Genomic DNA, 23,459 nt, shown 5'->3' with positions numbered 1-23,459 from the left:
TGGCTCTAGACTGGGCGACAACAACAAGACATCGGGAAGACGACCAAGCCCATGCTCACCGAAGCAAAGACCTACGACGAGCTCTATCGCAATTTTCGCTGGGACGTGCCTGATCGCTTCAACATGGCGGAGGCTTGCTGCGACCGCCATGCCGACGGCACCGGCCGCCTCGCACTGGTCTATGTCGACGAGAACGGCGCCACCACGCGCACGTCCTTCGACGAAGTCGCCGAGCTGTCGCGCCGCTTCGCGAACGTGCTGAAGGCCGATGGGCTTGGCCGTGGCGACCGCGTCGCGGTGTTCCTGTCGCAGTCGCTGGAATTGCCGATTGCGCATACGGCGGCGTTCCGCTCGGGCATGATCTCGATCCCGCTGTTCGCACTGTTCGGCGAGGATGCGCTGGAATTCCGCCTGTCGAACTCGCAGGCCAAGGCCATCGTCACCGACGAGGGCGGCTGGGAGAAGCTCGCTAAAATCCGCGACCGCCTGCCTGACCTGAAGAACGTCTACATCGTCGGCGAGCGAGCGCCCGCGGGCACGAAATCGTTCTGGGATGCAGTCAAGACCGCGTCACCCGACTTCGCGCGGGTCGATACCTCGTGCGACGATCCCGCGCTGATCATCTACACCTCGGGCACGACGGGCAATCCGAAGGGCGCGCTGCATGCGCACCGCGTCGTGCTCGGCCATCTACCGAACGTCGAGATGTGTCACAACTTCCTGCCGCGCCCCGGCGATCTCATGTGGACGCCGGCGGACTGGGCCTGGATCGGGGGCCTCGTCAACGGCCTCTTTGCGTTCTGGTACCACGGCATTCCGCTGGTCGGCCATCGCGCGCGAAAATTCGAGCCGCTGGCTGCGATGCAGATGATGGCCGATCTCGGCGTGCGGAACGTCTTCCTGCCGCCGACGGCGCTAAAACTGATGCGGCAGGCCGGCGTAAAGCATTCCGGCGTCAAGCTCCGCAGCATCTTTACCGGCGGCGAATCGCTCGGTGGCGAGTTGCTGGGCTGGGTGCGCGAGACCTTTGGTATCGACGCGCACGAAGTGTTCGGCCAGACCGAGTGCAATCTCGTGATCGGCAGCAACTCAAACCTGTTTCCGATCCGCCCCGGTGCCATGGGCAAGGCGACGCCGGGTTTCGACGTCCGCATCGTCAACGACAAGGGCGAGGAACAGCCAAGGGGACAGCGCGGCATCATCGGCGTGCGCCAGCCCTGTCCTTGCACGATGATCGAATACTGGCGCAATCCGGATGCGACGGCGAAGAAATATGCAGGCGAGTTTCTGCTCACAGGCGATCTCAGTGTGCAGGATGAAGACGGCTATTTCTGGTATGTCAGCCGCGAGGATGACGTTATCACCACCGCCGGCTACCGTGTCGGCCCCTCCGAGATCGAGCACACGCTGATGAAGCATCCGTCCGTGGCGATGGCCGCTGTGGTCGGCATCCCCGATCCGATCCGCACCGAATCGATCAAGGCGTGGATCGTGCTGCGTCCGGGCTTTACCGGCAGCGACGCGCTCGCGCGCGAGATCCAGGAGTTCGTGAAGGTGCAGCTTGCTGCGCATGAATATCCGCGCTTCGTAGAGTTTGCGGAGACGCTGCCGATGACGGCCACCGGCAAGGTGCTGCGGCGCGAGTTGCGGGCCAAGGGTTAGACATAGTCAGACAATGCCAAAGACATCTCAAGCCGCGGGGCTTCATCGCGCCTCGCTCGACAAGCTGCACGATCTCGATGCGGCGCTGGAGCTGATGTATTACGGCTGGCGCGGGATGACGCTGGAGGCCGACGACTATCTTGCGAAGCAGGGCCTGTCGCGTCCGCACCACCGTATTCTCTACGTGGTGGCACGCCGGCCCGATATCGCGATCGGCGCGCTGATCGAGGTCCTCGGCATTTCCAAGCAGGCGTTGAACCGGCCGCTCAACCTGCTGGTGGAACGCAAGCTCCTGACGTCGAAGCGCTCGCCCGAGCAGCATCGCTCCAAGCTGCTGCGCCTGACGGAGGCCGGGCGACGCATCGAGCAGAGGGCATCGGACCACGAGCGCAAGGTCATGCGCGAGGCGTTCGATCGGGTCGGGACGCCGGGCGCGGCGGCGTGGACGGCCGTGATGAAAGCGATCGCCGACAACAACTGACAAATCTTAAAGTCAATATAGTTGACATGAGACGCCGGCTTTGCCACTTTCCTCGCAACGAGCCAGGGGAGGACCGCGTCGTGAGCGGACGGAAGCCATGAGCGCTCAAGACATGAGCGCTCAAGACATGAGCGCACAGAAGATGAATCGCGGAGCCGCCGAGCAATTTGTCGCGGCGTGGTGCGCGAACTGGTGCAGGGTCGATATCGACGCTGTCGTCGCGCATTTCGCTGAGGATGCGCAGATGCGCAGTCCTCTGGCGCTGACGCTGACCGATTCCCCTGTCGTCACCGGCGCCGAGAACATCCGCGCCTATTGGCGGAAAGCATATGGCCACATCGAAAGTGCAGACCTGAAGATACTTAGCTGGAGCTGGGACGAGGCGATCGCGCGACTGACCGTGTGGTGGCAACTTGGCGACACCCGCGCCAGCGAATTCATGGACTTCAACGCTGCGGGCCGTGTGGTGCGCAGCGAAGCGTTTTACGGAAAATAGTCATGCGTCTTTCGGATTTCGTCCTGCTTCTCAACACGCTCTGGTTCGTCGGGGCCTTCATCCAGTTCAGCATCGCGCAAGCCAACACGCTGAAGATATTGTTGCCGCGGGAAGAGCGCGGCAATCCGATCGCGCCGACGCTGGCCGCCAGCGTGGCGTTTCTCGGCGGCATCAATCTGCCGATCGGGCTGCTGTCGTTCTATCTTCTGGCCGCGCGTCCGCTGTTCTTCCAGCCGGTCCAGGCGCAGCTTGTGCTGTTCCTGTTCTTTGCCGCCTGCCACTTCAGCCAGTTCGCCTATAACCTTCCGGTCCTGATGCGCGGCGGACGCGTCGGGGTGGCCTACTGGCCCGTGTTGAAAGGTCCGATGCTCCGGATCTTCGTCATCGACGCCGCTCTGTTCGCAGCCAATCTAGGTGTGGCGTTCCTGCTCGCGTTCGCGTCCTGATGTCATCGCGGCGGTGCTGACAAGGCCGACCGCAGCATCGCGGCAAGATCCTTGCGCCGGAACGGTTTTGTCAGAATGCGGGCGTCGCCGACCCCGTCGGGCGTCTTGACGGGATTTTGGGTGTAGCCGGAGGTGAAGAGCACCTTGAGCTCCGGCCGCAATAGAATGGCTTGCCTGGCAAGCTCCGGCCCGAACATGCCGCCGGGCATCACGACGTCGGTGAACAGCAGGTCGATGTCCCCCGCCTTGCGCAACAATGCCAGCGCCGCGGGACCGTTCGATCGCGCGATGACGCGGTAGCCGAGCGCCTTCAGCTCGTTCTCGACATAGGCTCGCACCATGTCGTCGTCTTCGACGACGAGAATGGTTTCGCTGCCATCGGGTGCCGTGGTTCGCTCCGGGGGTAACGGCTGCTCGGGCGGCGGCGTTGCAAGGCGGGGGAAGAACAGCCTGACGACGCTGCCGCGACCCGGTTCGGACCGCATCTGCACCAGGCCGCCGGACTGTCGCACGAAGCCGTAGACCATGCTCAGCCCAAGCCCGGTCCCCTTGCCTACCTCCTTGGTGGTGAAGAACGGCTCGAAGGCGCGGCTTGCCACTTCAGCGGTCATGCCGCTGCCGGTGTCGGTTACGGCTACCATGACATAGTCGCCCGGCCGCGGCTCGCCGTTGACGTCCAGATCGGCGGCGCCGAGCGAAATGTTGCGCGCCTCAACCGTCAGCTTGCCGCCATCAGGCAGAGCGTCGCGCGCGTTGAGCACGAGGTTGAGCAGGGCAGTTGTCAGTTGGCCGGGATCGACGCTGGTCAGCCATAGATCCGGATCGAGCGCGAAGCTGCACTCGATGTGCCCGCCCAGGGTTCGGCGCAGCAACGGCTCCATGTCGAGAATCTTCCCGGCGATGTCGAGGTCTCGCGGCCGGAGCGGCTGCTTGCGCGCGAAGGCGAGCAGGCTTCGCGTCAGGTCGGAGCCGCGCTCGGCGGCGGTCGCGATGTCGCCGGCGATCCGGTGCAATTCCTTGTTCCCCGCCAGACTGTCGGCGAGATGCTCGGCATTGCCGAGAATGACGGTCAGGAGATTGTTGAAATCGTGCGCCACGCCGCCAGTGAGCTGGCCCATGGCTTCCATCTTCTGGGATTGGCTGAGCTTCTGGTTGAGGTCTGCGATCGCAGCGCGTTGCTGCTGAAGCGACTCGGCGGTGTCGTTGAGCAGCGTCATCAGTCCGCCGAGCTCGCCGCGCGGATGTGGCGGCGGAATTCGTGCGCTGAGGTCGCCGAGCCCGAGCTTCGTCGCCATCGTGGCGAGCCGCCCGACCTGGCGTCCGACGCTCATGGTCGCAAGAATCCAGACACCCGCGAGCAGCAGCAGTAAGGCCACCGCCAGGATCGCCATGTCCTCGTAAAGCCGGCGGTTCGCTGCCGCGACGAGGCCATCCTTGGACCGTCCGACCAGGATGTAGAGCCCGGCCTTGCGAAGCGAGGGCGAACGGGCGACGGCCCAGACCTGCGTGCGGCCCTCGCGGTCGGTCACCTCCCGAAACGCTTCGCGATCGGGCGCCGCCGCGAAGCGGAGCAGATCGGAGCCTGCGATCGATGTGCCGACGGGCTCGCTCCAGCCGCCGCCCTTGGGCGCGACCAGCACCGTGCCCTTGCTGTCGACAAGCAGGATGTCCTTTTCGGCGAGCAGCCGCTTGTCGTGGAATTCCGCGAATTTGTTCAGGTTGAACGAGGCGAGCAGCACGAACTTCAGCGCGCCCGCCTCCGATCGCACGGGATAGGCGATCTGGAGCACCGACAGGCCGGTCAGGCGGCCGAACACCGGCTCCACCGCGACGACGCCTTGCAGACCCTTGACCTGCTTGAAATAGCCGCGGTCATTCAGATCGAGTGTGCGGTTGGTCCGTAGCGAATCGCAAAACAGGCTGCCGTCGGGATCTATGGTCAGGATACCCGTGAATTGCGGGTATTCCTCGCGCACATCCGACAGGAACGCCGAGCATGCCGCCTTGTCGCGCGTGTCGAGGTCGCGCGCACGGGACAAACCATAGTGAAGCTGGGCGGTGCCCTGGATCTTTTCGTCGAGATCGCTCGCGATGTCGTCGGCCGTCGCAGCCAGATTGGCGAGGGCCGCGTTGATCTCGCTGCTGCGATTTTGCACGAAACGCAGGCCAACGAGGCTCGCCGGCACCAGCATGGCCGCGATGACGAGTATCAGTAGCCGGGTACGCAAGCTCATCGGTCGAATCGTCCGCTTCTGTCATCGCGTGTGCTGGTTCGTAGGTACAATTTGCGGCACCAGCCTCCGCTCAGTCCATAGGCATCGTGCCGAAAAGCCGTCGATGGGGAAAGATTTTGAAGTGGCACGCATCAAGGGGGTGCTGCGGCGCTCCCATGATACCGCCCGCCAATCAACTTGCTCGTGCGCGCGACGGCGGGGGACGCTAGTATCGAGGTCGCGTGCGACGAAGATCGCGCCGGCAAATGGGGAGGAAGTTGATGTCCATTTCGGGCAAGGTCGATCCGGTGGTGCGTCCCGTGGTGGCGGCCGATATCGCGGAGGCGCTGGTCGAAGGCTTGCGCGATTTCCAGGCGCTGCCGCTCTACGGGCTTTGCTTCGGCGCGCTCTATGCCGCCGGCGGCATCGCCATCATGCTCTGCGTCACCGCCTTCGGCATGGTCTATCTGGTCTATCCGCTGGCCGCGGGCTTCGCGCTGATCGGTCCATTCGTGGCGATCGGTCTCTACGAAGTCAGCCGCCGCCGCGAGCGCGGCGAGCCGGTCTCCTTCGGCGCGATCTGGTCGGCGATCCGATCGCGCAGCGAGATCGGCTGGATGGCGTTCGTGACGCTATTCGTGTTCGTGGTCTGGATGTACCAGGTGCGGCTGCTGATCGCGCTGCTGCTCGGCCTGCATGCCTCGTTCTCGAGCCTTCAGGAATTCATGACGGTGGTGCTGACAACCAATGAGGGCCTGCTGTTCCTCGCCATCGGCAACGCGGTCGGCGCGGCGCTGTCGCTGATTTTGTTTTCGCTGACCGTGGTGTCGTTTCCGCTGCTGCTCGACCGCGAGGTCGATTTCGTCACTGCGATGGTGACGAGCGTGCGCGCGGTGGTGACCAGCCCGCTGCCGATGATCGCCTGGGCGGCTGTGATCGTGATGCTGCTGATCGTCTCGGCGCTGCCGTATTTTCTCGGGCTGGTCGTGACGCTGCCGGTGCTCGGGCACGCGACGTGGCATCTTTATCGGCGGTTGGTGGTGCCGGTGGCGTAAGAGGCGAGCCGGACGCAACGCCAGCGAATTACTCGCCCGTTGCCAGGCGGCGAGCGCCGGATGAGGTCAGTTCGAGTTCGCCGAGCCGCCTGATCACATAAGCCAAATTGGCCAGGCGTTCGCCATGCGCTTGTGGGATGTCGCCTTGCGCCTTGCCCTTGCCGATCTCGGCCAACGACGCGAATTCATCGGCGCTGAGCGCAGCGGTACTGTCTGTCATCAGGCGACCTCGTCGGTCCATACCTTGAAATTGAGCAGCTTATTCGGACCGAAGGTCTGGGTGATCGGGACGTCGGAAGCATCGCGTCCCTGCGCGATCAGCACGCGGCCGATCCGTGGCGTGTTGTTGCGCGGATCGAACATGTGCCAGCTGCCACCGATGAAAGCCTCGAACCAGCCGGCGAAATCTCCTGCAGCCCACGGCTGCGGCGTGCCGATGTCGCTGAGATAGCCGGTGCAGTAACGCGCCGGGATGTTCATGCAGCGGCAGAATGTGATGGCAAGATGGGCATAGTCGCGGCACACGCCCTTGCCTTCGTCGTAAGCTTCCCGGGCCGTTTTGGTCGCACGCGCGTGCTCATAGCCGAACGTGATGTGGCGATGAACGAAATCGCAGATGGCCTGGACCCGCGCCCAGCCGGGCGGCGTCCGCTCGAACAACTTCCATGCGATATCTGACAGGCGATCAGTCTCGCAGTAGCGACTGCCGAGCAGATAGACAAGCGTGTCGGCCGGCAGCGCTTCGACGGTGTGCTGAAGCGCGTTGGGAAACACCGGGTCCGGCAGACCGTTGTCGCGAACGATGCCGTCGCCGGCAAGTCGGAAGGCGCCGGCCGGCGCCACGATGCGGCTGCACCAATTGCCGAAGAGGTCGCGATAGGGACTGATCGCCACCGAGGGGCTGGTGGTCAGCAGGTCGGGCACGATGACATCGGAGGCGCGCGTGAAGTGCGTGCCCAACACCATGATCATAGGCGTCGGTTGCGGGAACTCGTACAGCATCTCGAACCCGACGCGGAGCTTCATACGAAAGACTTTCCCTTGGCGAAGCTCTCAACATGGCTACGGCGCGGTCGAACACAAGGCTTCGACGCCTTTATTCGGTCGGAAGCGGCCCTTGGCGCTTTAAAAGCGCGGCGCGGAGAAGAAAACGATGGCTAATTGCCGCGATTGCGCGCACGGTGCGCCGATGTCGGAAAGAGCGGTCGTCTCTGCGCATACGCGGCGCCACGACGATACGCGCGCGACGTCAGCTGGCTGATCCTCGCACCGCGGAGCCGCCCCATCAAACCGTCGTAACGGCGGTCTTTGCGCATATTGCCCGTTCCCGCGGGTGAGACGGACGCGGCAGGCTCGTGCCGCGGATGCCCAAGAGATTCCACCGCGGCTCGATATGAGATCGAACGCCAACTGAAAGCACCCGATGCAAACTCAACCGCAAGCTCTCTCGCCACGGCACGTCAAGACAGACGAAGCACTCCGGCTCGGCGTGGAGTCGGGCTGGTACGCGATCAAGGTCAGCGGGACCTTTGTCTCGGGCCCGCACGACTCGGAAGGGGATTGCCGCCGCAAGATCGACGAGATTCAACCGCCGCCGGCGAAGAAGAAGCGATGAGGGCGCAGATTCGGGCCGCTACGGCGTCTTGATCCCCATTGCCTTCAACGCCGCCAGCATCCGTGCCGGCGGCGCCATTTTGATCTGCGGCGCCTTGCCCGTCTCCAGCAGGCTCTTCAGCCCCGACAGGATCGCTGGCCAGCCGGTGCGGCCGCCGGAGAGGATGTCGTCGCTGAGCTCGCGGTCGTGGCGCTCGCTCATGGTGAGGCGGACGGCTTCGCCTGCGGGCTCGATCTCGTAGGTGACGAGCGTAGTGCCGAGCTTTGCAACGAGGTCGGGCCAGTTGACGTTCCAGGTCACGGTGAGCTTCTTTGGCGGATCGTATTCGAAGACTTCGCCGGAGATGTGCTCGGAACCGTCAGGCGCGCGCACGATGAAGCTGCCGCCGAGCTTCGGCTCCATCTCCACCGCAAAGCCGGAAAAGTACTTTCGGCTGAACTCGGCCGAGGTCAGAGCTTCCCACACCTTCTCCGGCGTCGCGGCGATGTAGATGGTGTAAACCGTCAGCGGCTTGAATTGATCGAGGTTCATTTTGCGTCGAATCCCTTGTTCAGGGCTGTGCGCGGAATGCCGAGCAGCTTGCCGGTCTCGAGCAGGCTCTTGAGCTGGGACAGGATCGCCGGCCAGCCATTGGAGACGGCGCCGAGATATTTGCCGCCCGCGACGAAACCGTCGTGCAACACGGTCAAACGCACGAGCGCGCCAAAGGGTTCGATGGTGAAGACCACGCGTGAGATCGGCTCGCCACGCAGTTCCTCGAACTTGTGGTGCTTGAAGCTGTAGGACAGGCGCCGCGGCGGATCGGCCTCCAGGATTTCACCGGAATCGGTGACCTCGCCGTCCAGCAGAAGCGCAAAGGGCGAGCCGATCTTCCAGTCCGACCTGACCTCGGCGCCGAACCAGTATTGTCTGGTGAACTCGCTCGACGTCAGCGCCTCCCACAGTTTTTCCGGCGTGGTCTCGATATAGGTCACGTAGACGAATTGCGGTTTACTCATCGCGCTTCTCCAACTGACGTTTCAACTCGCTGAGTGCGACGAGCTTGTCGCGCTCGAACTTCCTGATCCAGCGGTCGCCGATCTGATGGATCGGCACCGGATTGAGGTAATGCAGCTTCTCGCGGCCATGCCTGATGGTTGTCACCAGATTGGCCTCTTCGAGAATGGCAAGGTGTTTTGTGACGGCCTGCCGCGTCATCGCGAGGCCTTCGCAAAGCTCATTCAGCGTCTGGCCGTTGTTGGCGTGAAGCCTGTCCAAGAGCGACCGTCGTGACGCGTCGGCCAGCGCTTTGAAGACCTCATCCATGAAAGTGATAATATGCAACCAAATGGTTGCATGTCAAGATGGTGTCTTGGGCGCGCGCATTCGGTTGTGTTAGCCTTTCATCTCAGCCAACGCAGATTGGTTCCGGGAGGACATTGATGTTCCGTTGCGTCCCACTTGCTGTAGGACTCGCCCTTTTTGCCTGCAGCACCACGGCCCAGGCACAGCAGAAGCAGACGATCGGCGCGCCGCCGGAAGCTTCCAACATGAAGCTGGTCGGGGCCAACGACCTCCAGGCGCGCAGCGCCTATCAGCCGACGATCCATCATCAGGGCGACCGCTGGATCGCCTATATCGGTCATCACGGTGGCACCGACGACGTGCCCAATCCGGTCAATCCGATGACGGGGCAGGCGGAGCCGAACGGAACCTCGATCGTTGATGTCACCGATCCCGCGCATCCAAAGTATCTGCGTCACCTGCCGGGGCAGGAAGGCAAATACGAATCCGGCGGCGCGCAGATGGTGCGGGTCTGCGACGGCAAGGCGTTGCCGAAGGGCGATCCGAATGCGGTCTACATGCTGCGCACCTTCGGCAGCGAGGCGCATGAGATCTGGAATGTCGCCGATCTCGCAAGTCCCGTGCTCGTCACGCGCATTGGCGGCTTGAAGGACACGCACAAGAGCTGGTGGGAATGCGACACCGGCATCGCCTTTCTCGTCTCGGGCGCGCCGGACTGGCGCACCCGGCGGATGACGCAGATCTATGATCTCTCCGACCCCGCACATCCGCAGAAGATCCGGGATTTCGGCTTGCCCGGGCAGGAGCCGGGCGCGACCGGCGCGGTGCCGACCGAGCTGCACGGGCCGATCTCGACCGGACCGGATGGCAACCGCGTCTTCTTCGGCTATGGCACCAACAAGGGCGGCATCCTGCAGATCGTCGATCGCGACAAGCTGCTGAACGGGCCGAAGGAGCCGACTCCGGACAATCTGCGCTACCCCGAGATTTCGCGGATGCCGATGTCCGCCTTCAACGGCGCGCATACGACGTTTCCGATGCTCGACATGCCCGTCGCGGAATTTTCCGAGGACAAGGACGGCAAGACCCGCGACATCGTGATGATCGTGGACGAGGCGATCCTCAATGAATGCGGCGAGGCACGGCAGATGGTGTGGTTCGCCGACGTCACCACCGAGACGCGGCCGATGATGATCTCGAGCTACACCGTGCCGGAGGCGAGCGGGCAGTTCTGCCAGCGTGGCGGCCGCTTCGGCTCGCATTCCTCGAACGAGAGCATGGCGCCGGTCTATTACAAGAAGATGGCCTTCATCGCCTTCTTCAATGCGGGCGTGCGCGCGCTGGACATCCGCGATCCCTATCATCCCAAGGAGGTCGGCTACTTCATTCCTGGGATCACCGCGGCCACCGACAAGCGCTGCATTCCGACCGAGGCCGGCGCGCGCTGCAAGGTCGCGATCCAGACCAACAATGTCGAGACTGACGACCGCGGCTACATCTACATCGTCGACCGCGCCAATACCGGCTTGCACATTCTCGAGTTGACCGGACCCGCGCGCGCGGCTGCCGGCCTGCCGAGGAACTGACCATGCGGCGCGGGGCGACCATGCTGATGGCCGTGATCGCTCTCGGTATGCTGTCGGACGTGCGCGCCTATGGCGCTGAACGCGCCGCGCAATGGCGGGAGATCGCGTGGCCATTTCCCCGCGACGGCTGGCCCGCAGGCCGCGCGTTCCGCTGCTCCACGGACGGCTGCGCTGGTGCCGAACTCTATGTCCGCGCCAAGCGCGGATTCTGCAATTGCGATACCGGCGTTGCCGATGACGACGAGGTCGACCGCGTCACCGACATCGACCTGATCAGTCCGCGCTTCGTGGCTACAGCGCCGGGTGCGATCGTGAGTGTCGCGGCCATGCAGGGCCGCATCCGGCACTATGATCTCGCCATGCCCGACGGTGCCCGCCACGCCGCCGCCGGCCTCGCGCTGTCGCGCCGCTGCGATTTGCTCGTCGCGGTGGCGCAAGGCGCGGGCGAGGCGAATGCCGTGCAGCGTGCGGCGCTGGTGTTCCTGGAGACGGAGGAGATGACGCAATGGATGGCCGCTGCGCTGGACGGGCGATGAGAGCGGTGCTGCCCGCGCTACGCTCTCCGCTGTCATCACCCGCGAAAGCGGGTGATCCAGTATTCCGAGGCGTTTGTGGGATACGGAGAGGCCGCGGCGTACTGGATACCCCGCTTTCGCGGGGTACGACGCCGGTGGTTGGGCGGACACCTCGCACTCATCTCACTTCCGTTCCCACCCGTCCCATGCATTAATATCCCCAAACCGCCCTCAGCCGAGTCCCTCCCATGATGTCCATGCAAGCCTATCTCGCCTTCGTTGCCGCCTGCATTGCGCTGGCATTGCTGCCGGGGCCGATCGTGACCCTCGTCATCGCCAACGGCCTGCGCTACGGCACGCGCTCGGCGCTGACCAACATTCTTGGCGTGCAGATGGGGCTGTTGATCGTGATCGGCATCCTCGCGGTCGGCCTGACCACGCTGATGGCGACGATGGGCTATTGGTTCAACTGGGTGCGTTTTGCGGGCGCGGCTTATCTGGTCTGGCTCGGCATCAAGCTGATCCGCTCCCCGGTTGAGGGCGTCGACGCCGACGCGCCCCCGCCGCCCCCTCGCGGTGGTTTCCTTTTGCAGGGCTTTGTCGTGGCGTTGTCGAACCCGAAACTGCTGGTGTTCTTCGGCGCGTTCATTCCGCAATTCATGGATATGAGCAAGGATCACCTGTCGCAGGTCCTGGTGCTCGGAATCACCTTCATGGTGCTTGCCGGCTTGACGGACGGAATCTACGCGCTGCTTGCAGGGCAAGCCCGCGGCTTTTTCTCGGCGCGCCGCACCCGCATGGTGTCGCGCGTGTCCGGCGGCTTCATGATCGGCGGCGGAATCTGGCTGGCGTTGATCCGGGCCAAATGAGCCTGTCGGCCGGTTGAACCTTCGTCCGCAGCGGTGCGTCCAAGGAAGCATTGCCGCTGACGAAGGACTTTGCCGTGCCGAATTTGCCCCCGCTGGTTTACGCGATGCTGCTTGCGCCGCTCGCGCTGATCCTGGTCGCCGCCATCGTCAAGACCTGGCAGGCGCGTGAGGCGCGGAGCTGGCCGCAAGTCGCCGGCAAGGTCGTCACATCAGTTGCGGAGGTCCGCGAGGTCAGGGTCTCCGACGACGAGCGCGAAGACGGTTACCGGATGGAGAACCGCAACTTCGCCAACGTGACCTACGAATATTCAGTCGGTGGCCGCAAGCTGCGCTGCAACCGCATCTCGATCGGCGAGGATCTCGGCAATTTCCAGGTCGCCGAAAAACTGGCGAAGTATCCGGCCGGCAGCATCGTCACCGTCTACTACAATCCGCGTCATCCCGATCAGGCGGTGCTGGAGCGCGACCTGCCCAAGGGCCTGTGGGGCTGTCTTGGTATCGGCTCGGTGATCGTGATCGCCATCATCTTCGGCTCGGCCTTCGGCCTCAACCAGAGTTACCAATATCTCGCCCATCACGTCGGGCGGCCCGATCTTGCGGGGCTTGTCGTCGGCTTCGGTGCGTTCGGCCTCGTCATTGCGCTGATGGCGTGGGCGGTGCAGCGGCAGGCCTCGATGGCGACGCGCTGGCCGGTCGTGCCGGGTACGATCAAGCTGTCGGGCATCGAGGAATATCACCAGGCGAGCGAGCCGGGCGAGCGGCGCGGCACCGAGATGTTCGGCAAGCGCGTGACCTACACCTATCTCTACCAGAACGTCAGCTACACCAATGAGTGCGTGCGCGTCGCGACGGAAACGCCCTCGGCGTCCGATGACATGCTGCGAAAGCTGATGTCACGCTATCAGGACGGCGCCACCGTCGAGGTCCGGGTCAATCCCGACAACCCGGCCGAGGCAACGCTCGACGCCCGCGGCGACGGCCGCATCGCCTACGTGCTGTGGGGCATCGCCGCGATTTTTGCCGCGCTGGCGCTGTTCGTGGCGACGCGCGGCGGTTAGTCGACCAGCCTCTCCGCCCGCAGCTCCACCTCGATTTCCGCAAAGATCCTTGCCAGCCGCTCGGCCCATTGCTGCTGGCCGGACTGGTCCGCGATCAGATCCTGGCGGATCTCGATACCGGTGTTGACGAGGCCGCGGGCTTCGCCGTGCACGGGGATGGTGTAGTCGGTGAGGTCGTTCACCGCATAGGGCTCGTTGTCGCCGACGACGAGGTCGCTCTCCGCGCGCAGGTGCTTCAGCAGGAGCTGCGGCAGCACCGTGTCGCGGTTGTAGAGCGCGCCGATGTGCCAGGGCCGTGGGACGCCCGCATAAACAGGCGTGAAGCTGTGCAGTGACACAAGCACGGTCGGTCGCTTGTCGTGCAAACGTTCGTTGATCGCGGCGTCGATGCGGCGGTGATAGGGCTCGAAGATCTCGTGCCGCCGCGCCTCGCGCTCATCCTCCGAAATGCCCTCGTTGCGCGGGATCGTCGTGGCCTCGGAGATCACGGGGATCGAGCTCGTGGCGCCCGGCGGGCGGTTGCAGTCGATCACAAGCCGCGAATAGCGCTGCGCGATCAGATGTGCGTCGAGCATCTTGGAGAGGCGCTCGGCGACGCCGGCGATGCCGATATCCCAGGCGATGTGCCTGACAAGCTCGGCCTCGGCAACCCCGAGATCGCCGAGTGCCCGTGGCAAAATCCGCCCGTAATGATCCGAGGTGAGCAGAAAGGGCGATGTCCCCGCCGCATTCACCTCATGCACTGGCGGAATGTCACCTTTGCCGAGGAGTTGATCGGTCGCATTAGCTGTGTCTAAAGCCATCCAGATTGCCTACGGAAAGAGCAGTCACCCCTAGAATTGGGCAGAATCGCTATAGATTGATCCGCCCAAACTCACCATGATCGCCTCACGATGCCGCTGCTCACGATTCATCACAAGACCGAATATCGCTACAACCGCCCCGTGGCGTTCGGCGAACACAAGATCATGCTGCGTCCGCGCGACGGGCACGATCTGCGCGTGCTCGACTCCAGGCTCGATATCTCGCCCACACCGATGTCGCTGCACTGGATTCACGACGTGTTCGGCAATTCGGTCGCGATCGCCAATTTCGACGAACGTGCGGAGACGCTGACCTTCGACTGGCATGTCACCGTCGAGCACAACCCGGTTGAGGAATTCGCGCTCACGCCGGATGATCCCGCCTACTTCTATCCCTTCGTCTACGACGACGAGGAATTCCCGGATCTGGTCCAGTACATCGCGCCGCAATACACCGATCCCGACGGCGAGATCGCGGAGTGGGCCCGCGGCTTTCTCGACGAGGATGCGCCGTCGCCGACCTTCAAGATCCTGAGCGGCATCACGCACGGCATCCGCAAGCAGTTCAAATACCGCAAGCGCCATGAGCCCGGCACGCAGCATCCGCTCGATACTTTGCAGTCGGGCACTGGAACTTGTCGGGACTATGCGCTGTTTATGATCGAGGCGTTGCGCCATCTCGGCATCGCTGCCCGATTTGTCTCCGGCTACATCTTCGTGCCGGAGGATATCGAGCAGCGACATGTCGGCGGTGGATCGACGCATGCGTGGGTGCAGGTCTATCTGCCGAGCGCGGGCTGGATCGAGTTCGATCCGACCAACGGCATCGTCGGCACCCGCGATCTCATTCGTGTCGCGGTCGCCCGCGATCCGCGCCAGGCGATTCCGCTGCACGGCGTCTATATCGGCCCCGGAGATGCCTTCGAGGCCATGGACGTGAACATCAAGGTGGTCTCGGACGACCAGCAGAGCGACGAAGAGATGGAGGCGGAAGTTTCGTAGATGGAAATCAAGGTCGGCTTCGAGCTCACCTACGCGGCAGCGCAGCCGACACCGATGGTGATCATGCTCAACATCCACCCCTCCCGGCAGGCCGACATCATCGGCAAGGAGACGGTGGTCGCGGAGCCCGACGTGCCGATCCGCTTCTATCACGACAGTTTCGGCAATATCTGCGGCCGCCTCGTCGCGCCCGCCGGCGGTGTGACGCTGAAGGGCCGCGCGCTGGTCCGCGATACCGGCCTGCCCGACGAGGTCATGCCGACCGCGCAGCAGCTCCCGATCGAGCAATTGCCGAATGAACTGATGCTCTATCTGATGCCGAGCCGCTACTGCGAGACCGACAAGCTCACAGATATCGCCTGGTCACTTTTTGCCAAGACCAAACCCGGCTGGGAGCGTGTCGCGGCGATCACCGAGTTCGTGCACAAGCACGTCACCTTCGGCTACGAGCACGCCCATCACATGAAATCGGCGCACGATGTCTACGAGCAGAAGACCGGCGTCTGCCGCGACTTCGCGCATCTGGCGCTCGCCTTCTGCCGCTGCATGGGCATCCCCGCGCGCTACTGCACCGGCTACATGGGCGACATCGGCATTCCGCCGGATCCGGCGCCGATGGATTTTTCCGGCTGGTTTCAGGTCTGGCTCTCCGGCAAATGGTTCACCTTCGACGCCCGCCACAATATTCCGCGCAGGGGCCGCATCCTGATGGGCACCGGCCGCGACGCCGCTGACGTCGCGCTCTCGACCAGCTTTGGTCGGATGGAGTTGAAGAAGTTCGTGGTGGTGAGCGACGAGGTGGTGAAGGCGGCGTGAGCTGTTGCTCCACGTTCGTCGCACCAGCGCAAAATTGCTTTCGCAATTTTGTCGCGGGCTCCTCGCAATGACGGCGTTGTGAGTCTATAGAGCCTCATGACCTCCGATCGTCTCTTCGTCTACGGCACCCTGATGCGCGGCTTCGACCATCCGATGGCGCGGCTGCTGGCCGGCCATGCGGAATTCCTGGGTGAAGCGACCTGCCGCGGCAGGCTTGTTCTTGTGAAGCATTATCCGGGACTGCTGCTGTCGGACGCAGCCTCCGACATCGTCCACGGCGAGCTCTTCCATCTGCGCGTGCCCGACGAGCTGCTGCGCGAGCTCGACATGTACGAGGCCTGCGGCGAGGGCTTTCCGGAGCCGACCGAATATCTGCGCCAGCTGATCGACGTGACGCTGCCGGACGGCACCACGGGCAAGGCGTGGACCTATATCTACAACTGGCCCGTCACCGATCTGCCCCGCATCGCGTCCGGCCGTTTTCTCGACCACTAGGCCGACAGCACTTCCTTCACCACGCGCACGTCGACCTCGCGCTCCACATACGTCCATTCCTCGGTTCGCCGGAGCATCGCCACCAGCTCCTCGAACAGCGAGGCATGTGCGGGGGCGAATTCGAACCAGGTCAGGAAGTCGAAGGGGCCGCCGAGGTCGCGGCAGTGATAGAGCTGCCGGGCGATGGCGGGCAGGAAGCGAAGGCTGCTGGCGATGTGATGCGACTTGTCCTCGAAGATCTTGCGGCGCTCTTCCTGCGTCAGCTCCCACCAGGCCTGTGACTTGCGGATCGGGATCAGCGCCGCGGACGTCGCCTCGGGCCGGCCGAGCCCGGCCTGCACGGCGACGAGCCGCTGCTTCTCGCCCCGTTCGGTGTAGCGCAAGCTGCTGGCAACGCCGACCAGCCGCCAGGCATTGCGCGAGGGCACCAGCGGCAACGAGATGGCCTCGCTGTCGGTGACCGACAGCGCCGGCATGAAAGGCAGGGGCTCACCCATCACGGGCGAAATCGAGGTCACGCGCCAGCCCCCGCTATGGCCGCCTCGAAAGGTCCTGAACATGGCCTATGGAAGCGTGGAACCGGGCGCGGTTCAAGCGTTTCCGCGTGCCCCGGAACGACGGAAGGGGCTGTGAACAGCGCGTATAAGCCTGACAAACCTGACTTTTAGGCGCGTCGCACCTATATCCCTGATCCTTCGCCCGACTCACACGGTTTCGCGCTAGACACATCCCATGCGCTTCACGCCCCAATTCCTCGACGAGCTGCGTGCCCGGCTTTCGGTCTCCGAAGTCGTGGGCAAGCGCGTCAAGCTGAAGAAGGCCGGGCGGGAGTGGAAGGGGCTGTCGCCGTTCCAGCAGGAAAAGACGCCGTCCTTCTACGTCAACGACCAGAAGGGTTTTTACCACGACTTCTCCTCCGGCAAGCACGGCGACATCATCAATTTCGTGATGGAGACCGACGGCCTGCCGTTCGCCGAAGCGGTCGAGCGGCTCGCCAGCATGGCGGGCCTGCCGCTGCCGGCGGTGACGCCGGATGCAGCGCGCCAGGAGCAGCGGCGCCGCTCGCTGCACGACGTCATGGATCTCGCCGCAAAATATTTTGCGGAAACGCTGGCCTCGCGCCTGGGTGCGAAAGCGCGCGGCTATCTCGCCGACCGCGCGATCTCGCCGGCGACGCAATTGCAGTTCGGCCTCGGCTATGCCTCGCCCGATCGCTTCGCGCTGAAGGAGCATCTCGGCAAGCTCGGCATCTCCGTCGATGACATGGTCGAGACCGGGCTGCTCGTTGCCGGCAACGATATTCCCGTGCCTTACGACCGCTTCCGCGATCGCGTGATGTTTCCGATCACGGATATTCGCGGCCGCGTCATCGCTTTTGGCGGGCGCGCGCTGGAGAAGGACGTTCCGGCCAAATATTTGAACTCGCCGGAGACGCCGCTCTTCCACAAGGGCGACAATCTCTACAATCACCAGACCGCGCGCAAAGCCACGCATGACGGCGCAACGCTGATCGTGGTCGAAGGCTATGTCGACGTCATCGCCATGGTGACGGCTGGCTTTGCAGGCGCCGTCGCGCCGCTCGGCACCGCGCTGACCGAAAGCCAGTTGGCGCTGCTCTGGAAGATGGCGGACGAGCCGATCCTGTGTTTCGACGGCGACCGCGCCGGACAGAAGGCGGCTTATCGTGCTGCGGACCTCGCGCTGCCCTTCCTCGCTCCCGGCAAGAGCCTGCGTTTTGCGCTGCTGCCGGAAGGGCAGGACCCCGACGATCTCGCGCGCTCCGGCGGCCGCGGCGCGATCGAGGAGGTGATTGCGGCAGCGAAGCCGCTCGCGGAGATGATCTGGTCGCGCGAGCTCGAAGGCGGCAATTTTGCCACCCCCGAGCGCCGCGCCGCGCTCGAAGCACGCGTCAAGGAGCTGTCCAATGGCATCCGCGACGAGGTGGTGCGGCGCTATTATCGCGACGATTTTGCCGAGCGGCTTCGACGCACCTTCGCGCCTGAGGGCGGACGCGGCGGCTTTGCCGGCCGGGGCAATTTCCAAGGCAGTTTCCAAGGCAATTCCGGCCGCTCCTTCCAGCCCCGCAGCGGCGGGAACGCGAATCGATTCGGGGGGCAGGGATTCGGCAATCAGGGGCGGCGTGGGGCCCTCGGTTCTGCCCCGATTCCCTCCGGCCCCTACCAGGCGGCGAGCCCGCAACTGGCGACGAGCCCGATCATGAAGGGCCAGCGCAGCGCCATCTCCCGCCGGGAAGCCCTGATCCTGCAAATCCTGATCAACCACCCCTGGCTGCTGCACGACCATCTCGAGGAGGTTGCCGCCCTGGAGCTGGCCCATCCCGAGGCCCATAAGTTGCGGGCCGGCATCATCGCCGCCTTCGCCAACGACCACCACCACTCGCCGGACCCCGGGGAGCTCGCCGAGAAGATGCGATCCGACATCGAGAAGGGCGGATTTTCTCAGCTTCTTCAAAGGGTTGAGAATGGCATCACCACCGCGGCGGTGTGGGGTGCCCGCGAGGGCGCGGCCCGGGACGACGTTCTCTCCACCTGGCACCAGCTCGTTGCCTTGCATCGGCAATACCATTCACTACTTAGAGAGTTGAAGGACGCCGAGCTGGCCTTGGGGGAGGACCCCAGCGAGGCCAATTTGGCGTGGCTGCGTGACGTCAAGGCTCGGATAGGCGAAGTCGATGGCACCGAGGCTCTGATCGAGGGTTTTGGCGAGCTGTCGGGCCGGTTCCAGAAGAGCGTGTGATGAAAGAATCATGCGGACGGCCGGGCTAGGTACCGCTAAAAGACTCGCCAAATCCATGGTTTGGCGGCAAAAACAGGGTTAATCGAGGCTTAACGGTCTTGTAGCACTTTGGCCCAGGGCGGCCGCAGGCAGAACAGACGCGTCAGGAATGAATCCGCGCGAGCACTGTTGGCACTACACCTGCATCCGCCGCGACAAAGAGGCTCACGAAGCGTTAGGCAAATCCGGCGAGAGAAAGATGGGGGTGGCGAGAGATGTGCGCGCCGCCCTTTCCGTGTCGAGAGCTGACGAAGCGAGAGCGTCGAGCAACAGGTTCAAGTGATTTCACGCGGGCGCGGCGAACGTCTGTATGAAACGCGTTTAGGAGCAATGGATGGCCACCAAGGCAAAGACGCTGCAGGCGAAGGACAAGGAAAAAGACGACAAGGCAGCGGATGCTCCGGAGAAGGATTCCCAGGACGCGCCCTCGCCGTTGCTCGATCTGTCCGACGCGGCCGTGAAGAAGATGATCAAGCAGGCCAAGAAGCGCGGCTTCGTGACCTTCGATCAGCTCAACGAAGTCTTGCCGTCCGACCAGACCTCGCCCGAACAGATCGAGGACATCATGTCCATGCTCTCGGACATGGGCATCAACGTCACCGAAGCCGACGATAGCGAAGGCGAGGAAGACAAGGACGAGGGCGGCGAGGACGAGACCGACAACGAGCTCGTCGAGGTCACCCAGAAGGCCGTCACCGAGGTCAAGAAGAGCGAGCCGGGCGAGCGTACCGACGATCCCGTCCGCATGTATCTGCGCGAGATGGGCACCGTCGAGCTGCTCTCCCGCGAAGGCGAAATCGCGATTGCCAAGCGCATCGAGGCCGGCCGCGAGGCCATGATCGCAGGCCTCTGCGAAAGCCCGCTGACCTTCCAGGCCATCATCATCTGGCGCGACGAGCTCAACGAAGGCAAGATTTTCCTTCGCGACATCATCGATCTCGAAGCGACCTATGCCGGCCCCGACGCCAAGGCCGGCATGAACAATGCGATGATCGCCGGTCCCAACGGTGAGAACGGCGAAGCATCGGCCGAGGGCGGCCAGGCCGCTGCGGCCGTGGGCGCGCATGTCGCGCCGCCTGCTGCGCCTCCGGCGCCGACCCCGTTCCGCGCAGCACCCGCGCCCGGCAATGCCGGCGAGGCCGAGAAGGATCCGGCCGAAGCCGCCGCCGAGTCCGACATGGACGAGGACGACGAGTTCGAGAACCAGATGTCGCTCGCGGCCATCGAGGCCGAACTCAAGCCGAAGGTCGTCGAGATCTTCGACAAGATCGCCGAGAGCTACAAGAAGCTGCGCAAGCTGCAAGAGCAGGACATCCAGAACCAGCTCGAGAGCACCTCGCATGGTCCCTCGCTGTCACCGCACCAGGAGCGCAAGTATCGCAAGCTCAAGGACGAGATCATCGTCGAGGTGAAGTCGCTGCGCCTCAACCAGGCGCGTATCGATTCGCTGGTCGAGCAGCTCTACGACATCAACAAGCGCCTCGTGTCGCATGAGGGCCGCCTGATGCGCCTCGCCGACAGCCACGGGGTCGCGCGCGAAGACTTCCTGCGCAACTACACCGGCTCGGAGCTTGACCCGCGCTGGCTCAACCGTGTCTCGAAGTTGTCGGCCAAGGGCTGGAAGAACTTCGTCCACCACGAGAAGGACCGCATCAAGGACCTCCGTCACGAGGTGCATCAGCTCGCCGCGCTGACCGGCCTCGAGATCATCGAGTTCCGCAAGATCGTGCACTCCGTGCAGAAGGGCGAGCGCGAGGCACGTCAGGCCAAGAAGGAGATGGTGGAAGCCAACCTCCGTCTCGTGATCTCGATCGCGAAAAAGTACACCAACCGCGGCCTGCAATTCCTCGATCTGATCCAGGAAGGCAACATCGGCCTGATGAAGGCCGTCGACAAGTTCGAGTACCGCCGCGGCTACAAGTTCTCGACCTACGCGACGTGGTGGATCCGGCAGGCGATCACCCGCTCGATCGCCGACCAGGCCCGCACCATCCGCATCCCCGTGCACATGATCGAGACGATCAACAAGATCGTGCGCACGAGCCGCCAGATGCTCAACGAGATCGGCCGCGAACCCACGCCTGAGGAGCTGGCCGAGAAGCTCGGCATGCCGCTCGAGAAAGTGCGAAAAGTCCTCAAGATCGCCAAGGAGCCGCTGTCGCTCGAAACCCCCGTCGGTGACGAAGAGGATTCGCATCTCGGCGATTTCATCGAGGACAAGAACGCGATCCTCCCGATCGACGCCGCGATCCAGTCGAACCTGCGCGAGACCACCACGCGCGTACTCGCCTCGCTCACCCCGCGCGAAGAGCGCGTGCTCCGCATGCGCTTCGGCATCGGCATGAACACGGATCATACGCTGGAAGAAGTCGGCCAGCAGTTTTCGGTGACGCGCGAGCGTATTCGTCAGATCGAGGCGAAGGCGCTGCGGAAGCTGAAGCATCCGTCGCGGTCGAGGAAGCTGCGGAGCTTCTTGGATAACTAATTGGGATCGTCATGCCCGGGCCTGACCCGGGCATCCATCTAAACAAAACGGCGGGCCGAAAGCCCGCCGTTTTTGTTTCTGGATAGGGAGTTTGCCTAGCTCAAACTAAGCGAAAAGATCGCTGTCCGTTTCACCGAAATCGACATGACTCATACCAAGGAATTTTCGTTGTTCAGCGGTCAAACGCGAGAGAGCCATTTCTCCGAAAAGATCGAGAAAAATATCACCGATTATCTTTCGCGATATCCCGCGAAGCTGGGTATCAAGCGATACGAAGTTGTGTGCACCTTTGTAAATCGAGAAGTATGCGGAAATCGAATCCCAAACGTCGATGATCGTCTCTTGAAAATTGCTGTCAGCTTTCATGCGGGCCTGGATCGTGTACTCCTCCTCTAGCTTGCGCACGATCTTTCGGATCTGCTTGTTTGCAACTCGCCAAACAGCCTGCTTATCGTCCCCGACTCTAACAATTTCTCTGCCAAGGAAATCGATTGGATCGTCTGGACCGAGGAGCTGCGTCTTGGACTCGTCGCTCATGCCTGGGATTGATAAGCTGATGCGAGCCAGAGCATCGCTGATTATCTTATGGCCTTCTTGGGCTTCTTCCTTGGTCTCAAAAAATGCCGCTATGTCATCCGCGTAGCGGACCATCTTCACGCCAAGATGCTCCATACGGCTATCAAATTCTGAAAGCACTAGGTTCGCCAAGATCGGCGACAATGGCATTCCTTGTCGTACGCCATGCCCCAGTTGTATGCTGTGCTTTGAAATTTTGGCACGATTCCAGATCGTGGGCTTCACCTCGCAATCAATGATCTTGGAAATTATAGGAGCGAGGCTGTGCTTGCCGAGTGCCTTGCTCACGCGAGCTTTGAGATATTGACGCGGTATCTTGTCAAAGAACGACTCGATATCAGTCTTAAGACACCAATCGTAGGATTGCCGATATCCGACGGTCGCTTTGATCGCAGCTTCCGTTCCTAAGTCGCGTAAAAAGCCGAACGACGATGAGTTGTATATCGGGAATTTTCGATTCTTATCGAGATAGATGATGATGGCTCGCTGGACCAGGCGATCTGACACCGTCGGTATGCAGATCATTCTCTCCTTGTCAGAGTTAGGCTTCGGAATAAAAACAGCCTTAAGCGGCGCTGGCCCATATTGGCCCTGCTGTAGTCTGCGGGCCAGTACGGAGAGATTGTTGTCCAGATTTGCGGCGAATGCTGATGCCGTAATGTTGTCGACGCCTGGTCGCCCAGCACTTGGAGAGGAATCTCGAGAATCGTTCCAAGCCAATCGCAGCTTAGACTTTGAAAGTATTCTCGTCGGTCTCGGCGTCATGCCGTTCGCACAAGCTCAGGATCGAGGATGTTGGTGCACCTAAGCTTGCTAGAACTGGCGCCACCAGATGGTCAAAGACGCATCTGCTGGGTCTTGGAGCTTTGCAGCTGCCACGCTTGCGCGCGACACGCTCGGCTCGTGACAGATCACCGTCGTCTGGTCAATCGCGACGGTAAAGCCGCCACCAGACCCGGCGATCAAGTTGTTCGCCAGGCAAGCTCCCGCAAGCAGCGAAAGAACAGACCATGAACGAACGGTATCGGCACACCGTCCCCGCCCCTTCGGCGCTCCGTCACAATTATCAATAGTCCGCCTCTTAGTGTTACGCACCACGGACATTGACACCTCCGTTGTTCTGCCGTGCCACCAGATGGTCAAAGACGCATCTGCTGGGTCTTGGAGCTTTGCAGCTGCCACGCTTGCGCGCGACACGCTCGGCTC

At 62.9% G+C, this 23,459-nt stretch carries 24 protein-coding genes; 15 read left to right on the top strand and 9 right to left on the bottom strand.

The features are described from left to right. Nucleotides 1-51: 51 nt before the first annotated feature. The 4 genes from AC1RR3_RS28700 to AC1RR3_RS28685 all read left to right on the top strand — a co-directional run bounded on the left by AC1RR3_RS28700 (nucleotide 52) and on the right by AC1RR3_RS28685 (nucleotide 3,085). On the top strand, nucleotides 52-1,662 hold the full coding sequence (locus tag AC1RR3_RS28700; protein WP_492826957.1) for an acyl-CoA synthetase: 1,611 nt from the start codon (nucleotides 52-54) through the stop codon (nucleotides 1,660-1,662). A 13-nt stretch (nucleotides 1,663-1,675) separates the two neighbouring features. Next, complete coding sequence (locus AC1RR3_RS28695; protein WP_492826955.1) at nucleotides 1,676-2,143, top strand: MarR family winged helix-turn-helix transcriptional regulator; 468 nt, start codon at nucleotides 1,676-1,678, stop codon at nucleotides 2,141-2,143. 112 nt (nucleotides 2,144-2,255) lie between these two features. Further along, nucleotides 2,256-2,639 carry a nuclear transport factor 2 family protein gene (locus AC1RR3_RS28690; protein ID WP_492827162.1) on the top strand — a complete coding sequence of 128 codons (384 nt, stop codon included), beginning with the start codon at nucleotides 2,256-2,258 and terminating at the stop codon, nucleotides 2,637-2,639. 2 nt (nucleotides 2,640-2,641) lie between these two features. Then, nucleotides 2,642-3,085 carry a hypothetical protein gene (locus AC1RR3_RS28685; protein ID WP_492826953.1) on the top strand — a complete coding sequence of 148 codons (444 nt, stop codon included), beginning with the start codon at nucleotides 2,642-2,644 and terminating at the stop codon, nucleotides 3,083-3,085. A gap of 2 nt (nucleotides 3,086-3,087) precedes the next feature. Here the strand turns inward: AC1RR3_RS28685 and AC1RR3_RS28680 are convergent, their stop codons facing one another. Then, nucleotides 3,088-5,319, bottom strand: coding sequence for an ATP-binding protein (locus AC1RR3_RS28680; protein ID WP_492826951.1), 2,232 nt, complete (start codon nucleotides 5,317-5,319; stop codon nucleotides 3,088-3,090). Between the two features lie 260 nt (nucleotides 5,320-5,579). Between AC1RR3_RS28680 and AC1RR3_RS28675 the strand changes: the two genes are divergently transcribed. Continuing rightward, nucleotides 5,580-6,353, top strand: a complete 774-nt coding sequence (locus tag AC1RR3_RS28675; RefSeq protein WP_492826949.1) for a DUF2189 domain-containing protein — start codon at nucleotides 5,580-5,582, stop codon at nucleotides 6,351-6,353. Nucleotides 6,354-6,381: 28 nt separating this feature from the next. Here the strand turns inward: AC1RR3_RS28675 and AC1RR3_RS28670 are convergent, their stop codons facing one another. Both AC1RR3_RS28670 and AC1RR3_RS28665 read right to left on the bottom strand, forming a co-directional pair. Then, nucleotides 6,382-6,573: a hypothetical protein gene (locus tag AC1RR3_RS28670; protein ID WP_492826947.1), complete on the bottom strand. Its 192-nt coding sequence runs from the start codon at nucleotides 6,571-6,573 to the stop codon at nucleotides 6,382-6,384. After that, nucleotides 6,573-7,379, bottom strand: a complete 807-nt coding sequence (locus AC1RR3_RS28665) for a transglutaminase-like domain-containing protein (protein ID WP_492826945.1) — start codon at nucleotides 7,377-7,379, stop codon at nucleotides 6,573-6,575. The genes AC1RR3_RS28670 and AC1RR3_RS28665 overlap by 1 nt, the downstream gene beginning before the upstream one ends. Nucleotides 7,380-7,776: 397 nt before the next feature. On the opposite strand from AC1RR3_RS28665, the gene AC1RR3_RS28660 reads away from it, so the two are divergent. Beyond that, entirely contained in the window at nucleotides 7,777-7,968 is a 192-nt protein-coding gene (locus AC1RR3_RS28660) for a hypothetical protein (protein WP_492826943.1), read from the top strand. A gap of 18 nt (nucleotides 7,969-7,986) precedes the next feature. Here the strand turns inward: AC1RR3_RS28660 and AC1RR3_RS28655 are convergent, their stop codons facing one another. Genes AC1RR3_RS28655 through AC1RR3_RS28645 form a run of 3 tightly spaced genes read right to left on the bottom strand, consistent with a single transcriptional unit; the run spans nucleotide 7,987 to nucleotide 9,273 of the window. Then, entirely contained in the window at nucleotides 7,987-8,499 is a 513-nt protein-coding gene (locus tag AC1RR3_RS28655; protein WP_492826941.1) for an SRPBCC family protein, read from the bottom strand. Next, nucleotides 8,496-8,966 (bottom strand): SRPBCC family protein, encoded by a 471-nt coding sequence (locus AC1RR3_RS28650; RefSeq protein ID WP_492826939.1) that lies wholly within the window; start codon nucleotides 8,964-8,966, stop codon nucleotides 8,496-8,498. Before AC1RR3_RS28650 ends, AC1RR3_RS28655 begins: the two co-directional genes overlap by 4 nt. Next, entirely contained in the window at nucleotides 8,959-9,273 is a 315-nt protein-coding gene (locus tag AC1RR3_RS28645) for an ArsR/SmtB family transcription factor (protein WP_492826937.1), read from the bottom strand. The genes AC1RR3_RS28650 and AC1RR3_RS28645 overlap by 8 nt, the downstream gene beginning before the upstream one ends. A 116-nt stretch (nucleotides 9,274-9,389) precedes the next feature. On the opposite strand from AC1RR3_RS28645, the gene AC1RR3_RS28640 reads away from it, so the two are divergent. From AC1RR3_RS28640 to AC1RR3_RS28625, 4 genes are all read left to right on the top strand, one after another. Then, a complete protein-coding gene (locus tag AC1RR3_RS28640; protein ID WP_492826935.1) occupies nucleotides 9,390-10,838 on the top strand; it encodes an LVIVD repeat-containing protein in 1,449 nt (482 codons plus the stop codon). 2 nt (nucleotides 10,839-10,840) lie between these two features. Further along, the gene (locus AC1RR3_RS28635; protein ID WP_492826933.1) at nucleotides 10,841-11,374 is read left to right on the top strand and encodes a hypothetical protein; all 534 of its coding nucleotides are present in this window, start codon (nucleotides 10,841-10,843) and stop codon (nucleotides 11,372-11,374) included. Between the two features lie 230 nt (nucleotides 11,375-11,604). Continuing rightward, the gene (locus tag AC1RR3_RS28630) at nucleotides 11,605-12,222 is read left to right on the top strand and encodes a LysE family translocator (RefSeq protein WP_492827160.1); all 618 of its coding nucleotides are present in this window, start codon (nucleotides 11,605-11,607) and stop codon (nucleotides 12,220-12,222) included. 74 nt (nucleotides 12,223-12,296) lie between these two features. Continuing rightward, nucleotides 12,297-13,280, top strand: coding sequence for a DUF3592 domain-containing protein (locus tag AC1RR3_RS28625; RefSeq protein WP_492826932.1), 984 nt, complete (start codon nucleotides 12,297-12,299; stop codon nucleotides 13,278-13,280). Here AC1RR3_RS28625 and AC1RR3_RS28620 read toward each other — a convergent pair. Continuing rightward, a complete protein-coding gene (locus AC1RR3_RS28620; protein ID WP_492826931.1) occupies nucleotides 13,277-14,083 on the bottom strand; it encodes an N-formylglutamate amidohydrolase in 807 nt (268 codons plus the stop codon). The two genes, AC1RR3_RS28625 and AC1RR3_RS28620, sit on opposite strands and share 4 nt — an antisense overlap. Nucleotides 14,084-14,173: 90 nt before the next feature. Here AC1RR3_RS28620 and AC1RR3_RS28615 point away from each other — a divergent pair, with 90 nt between their 5' ends. The 3 genes from AC1RR3_RS28615 (at nucleotide 14,174) to AC1RR3_RS28605 (ending at nucleotide 16,396) form a co-directional block, all read left to right on the top strand. Beyond that, nucleotides 14,174-15,085 carry a transglutaminase family protein gene (locus tag AC1RR3_RS28615; protein ID WP_492826929.1) on the top strand — a complete coding sequence of 304 codons (912 nt, stop codon included), beginning with the start codon at nucleotides 14,174-14,176 and terminating at the stop codon, nucleotides 15,083-15,085. Further along, on the top strand, nucleotides 15,086-15,901 hold the full coding sequence (locus AC1RR3_RS28610; RefSeq protein WP_492826927.1) for a transglutaminase-like domain-containing protein: 816 nt from the start codon (nucleotides 15,086-15,088) through the stop codon (nucleotides 15,899-15,901). Nucleotides 15,902-15,997: 96 nt separating this feature from the next. Next, nucleotides 15,998-16,396 carry a gamma-glutamylcyclotransferase family protein gene (locus tag AC1RR3_RS28605; RefSeq protein WP_492826925.1) on the top strand — a complete coding sequence of 133 codons (399 nt, stop codon included), beginning with the start codon at nucleotides 15,998-16,000 and terminating at the stop codon, nucleotides 16,394-16,396. On the opposite strand, the gene AC1RR3_RS28600 is transcribed toward AC1RR3_RS28605, so the two are convergent. After that, the gene (locus AC1RR3_RS28600; protein ID WP_492826923.1) at nucleotides 16,393-16,956 is read right to left on the bottom strand and encodes a chlorite dismutase family protein; all 564 of its coding nucleotides are present in this window, start codon (nucleotides 16,954-16,956) and stop codon (nucleotides 16,393-16,395) included. The two genes, AC1RR3_RS28605 and AC1RR3_RS28600, sit on opposite strands and share 4 nt — an antisense overlap. 172 nt (nucleotides 16,957-17,128) lie before the next feature. Here AC1RR3_RS28600 and dnaG point away from each other — a divergent pair, with 172 nt between their 5' ends. Together dnaG and rpoD are read left to right on the top strand one after the other, a co-directional pair. After that, nucleotides 17,129-19,153: a DNA primase gene (gene dnaG / locus AC1RR3_RS28595; RefSeq protein ID WP_492826921.1), complete on the top strand. Its 2,025-nt coding sequence runs from the start codon at nucleotides 17,129-17,131 to the stop codon at nucleotides 19,151-19,153. Nucleotides 19,154-19,526: 373 nt separating this feature from the next. Then, nucleotides 19,527-21,677 (top strand): RNA polymerase sigma factor RpoD, encoded by a 2,151-nt coding sequence (gene rpoD / locus AC1RR3_RS28590; RefSeq protein WP_492826919.1) that lies wholly within the window; start codon nucleotides 19,527-19,529, stop codon nucleotides 21,675-21,677. A 105-nt stretch (nucleotides 21,678-21,782) separates the two neighbouring features. Here rpoD and AC1RR3_RS28585 read toward each other — a convergent pair whose 3' ends face one another. Then, a complete protein-coding gene (locus AC1RR3_RS28585) occupies nucleotides 21,783-23,018 on the bottom strand; it encodes a reverse transcriptase domain-containing protein (RefSeq protein ID WP_492826917.1) in 1,236 nt (411 codons plus the stop codon). Nucleotides 23,019-23,459 lie beyond the last annotated feature (441 nt).

Source organism: Bradyrhizobium sp. GW821-FHT13H05 (assembly GCF_058804065.1).
The sequence above is the reverse complement of the archived record's forward strand: the minus strand, read 5'-3'. Positions and strand labels throughout refer to the sequence as shown.

Excerpts from the sequence above, each read along its gene's own strand:
- AC1RR3_RS28680 (WP_492826951.1), bottom strand. The coding sequence starts at position 5,319 with ATGAGCTTGCGTACCCGGCTACTGATACTCGTCATCGCGGCCATGCTG.
- AC1RR3_RS28640 (WP_492826935.1), top strand. The coding sequence starts at position 9,390 with ATGTTCCGTTGCGTCCCACTTGCTGTAGGACTCGCCCTTTTTGCCTGC.
- AC1RR3_RS28635 (WP_492826933.1), top strand. The coding sequence starts at position 10,841 with ATGCGGCGCGGGGCGACCATGCTGATGGCCGTGATCGCTCTCGGTATG.
- AC1RR3_RS28685 (WP_492826953.1), top strand. The coding sequence starts at position 2,642 with ATGCGTCTTTCGGATTTCGTCCTGCTTCTCAACACGCTCTGGTTCGTC.
- AC1RR3_RS28600 (WP_492826923.1), bottom strand. The coding sequence starts at position 16,956 with ATGTTCAGGACCTTTCGAGGCGGCCATAGCGGGGGCTGGCGCGTGACC.
- dnaG (WP_492826921.1), top strand. The coding sequence starts at position 17,129 with ATGCGCTTCACGCCCCAATTCCTCGACGAGCTGCGTGCCCGGCTTTCG.
- AC1RR3_RS28655 (WP_492826941.1), bottom strand. The coding sequence starts at position 8,499 with ATGAACCTCGATCAATTCAAGCCGCTGACGGTTTACACCATCTACATC.
- AC1RR3_RS28695 (WP_492826955.1), top strand. The coding sequence starts at position 1,676 with ATGCCAAAGACATCTCAAGCCGCGGGGCTTCATCGCGCCTCGCTCGAC.
- AC1RR3_RS28620 (WP_492826931.1), bottom strand. The coding sequence starts at position 14,083 with ATGGCTTTAGACACAGCTAATGCGACCGATCAACTCCTCGGCAAAGGT.
- AC1RR3_RS28660 (WP_492826943.1), top strand. The coding sequence starts at position 7,777 with ATGCAAACTCAACCGCAAGCTCTCTCGCCACGGCACGTCAAGACAGAC.
- AC1RR3_RS28585 (WP_492826917.1), bottom strand. The coding sequence starts at position 23,018 with ATGACGCCGAGACCGACGAGAATACTTTCAAAGTCTAAGCTGCGATTG.
- AC1RR3_RS28700 (WP_492826957.1), top strand. The coding sequence starts at position 52 with ATGCTCACCGAAGCAAAGACCTACGACGAGCTCTATCGCAATTTTCGC.
- AC1RR3_RS28650 (WP_492826939.1), bottom strand. The coding sequence starts at position 8,966 with ATGAGTAAACCGCAATTCGTCTACGTGACCTATATCGAGACCACGCCG.
- AC1RR3_RS28675 (WP_492826949.1), top strand. The coding sequence starts at position 5,580 with ATGTCCATTTCGGGCAAGGTCGATCCGGTGGTGCGTCCCGTGGTGGCG.
- AC1RR3_RS28670 (WP_492826947.1), bottom strand. The coding sequence starts at position 6,573 with ATGACAGACAGTACCGCTGCGCTCAGCGCCGATGAATTCGCGTCGTTG.
- AC1RR3_RS28630 (WP_492827160.1), top strand. The coding sequence starts at position 11,605 with ATGTCCATGCAAGCCTATCTCGCCTTCGTTGCCGCCTGCATTGCGCTG.
- AC1RR3_RS28610 (WP_492826927.1), top strand. The coding sequence starts at position 15,086 with ATGGAAATCAAGGTCGGCTTCGAGCTCACCTACGCGGCAGCGCAGCCG.
- AC1RR3_RS28645 (WP_492826937.1), bottom strand. The coding sequence starts at position 9,273 with ATGGATGAGGTCTTCAAAGCGCTGGCCGACGCGTCACGACGGTCGCTC.
- rpoD (WP_492826919.1), top strand. The coding sequence starts at position 19,527 with ATGGCCACCAAGGCAAAGACGCTGCAGGCGAAGGACAAGGAAAAAGAC.
- AC1RR3_RS28690 (WP_492827162.1), top strand. The coding sequence starts at position 2,256 with ATGAGCGCTCAAGACATGAGCGCACAGAAGATGAATCGCGGAGCCGCC.
- AC1RR3_RS28665 (WP_492826945.1), bottom strand. The coding sequence starts at position 7,379 with ATGAAGCTCCGCGTCGGGTTCGAGATGCTGTACGAGTTCCCGCAACCG.
- AC1RR3_RS28605 (WP_492826925.1), top strand. The coding sequence starts at position 15,998 with ATGACCTCCGATCGTCTCTTCGTCTACGGCACCCTGATGCGCGGCTTC.
- AC1RR3_RS28615 (WP_492826929.1), top strand. The coding sequence starts at position 14,174 with ATGCCGCTGCTCACGATTCATCACAAGACCGAATATCGCTACAACCGC.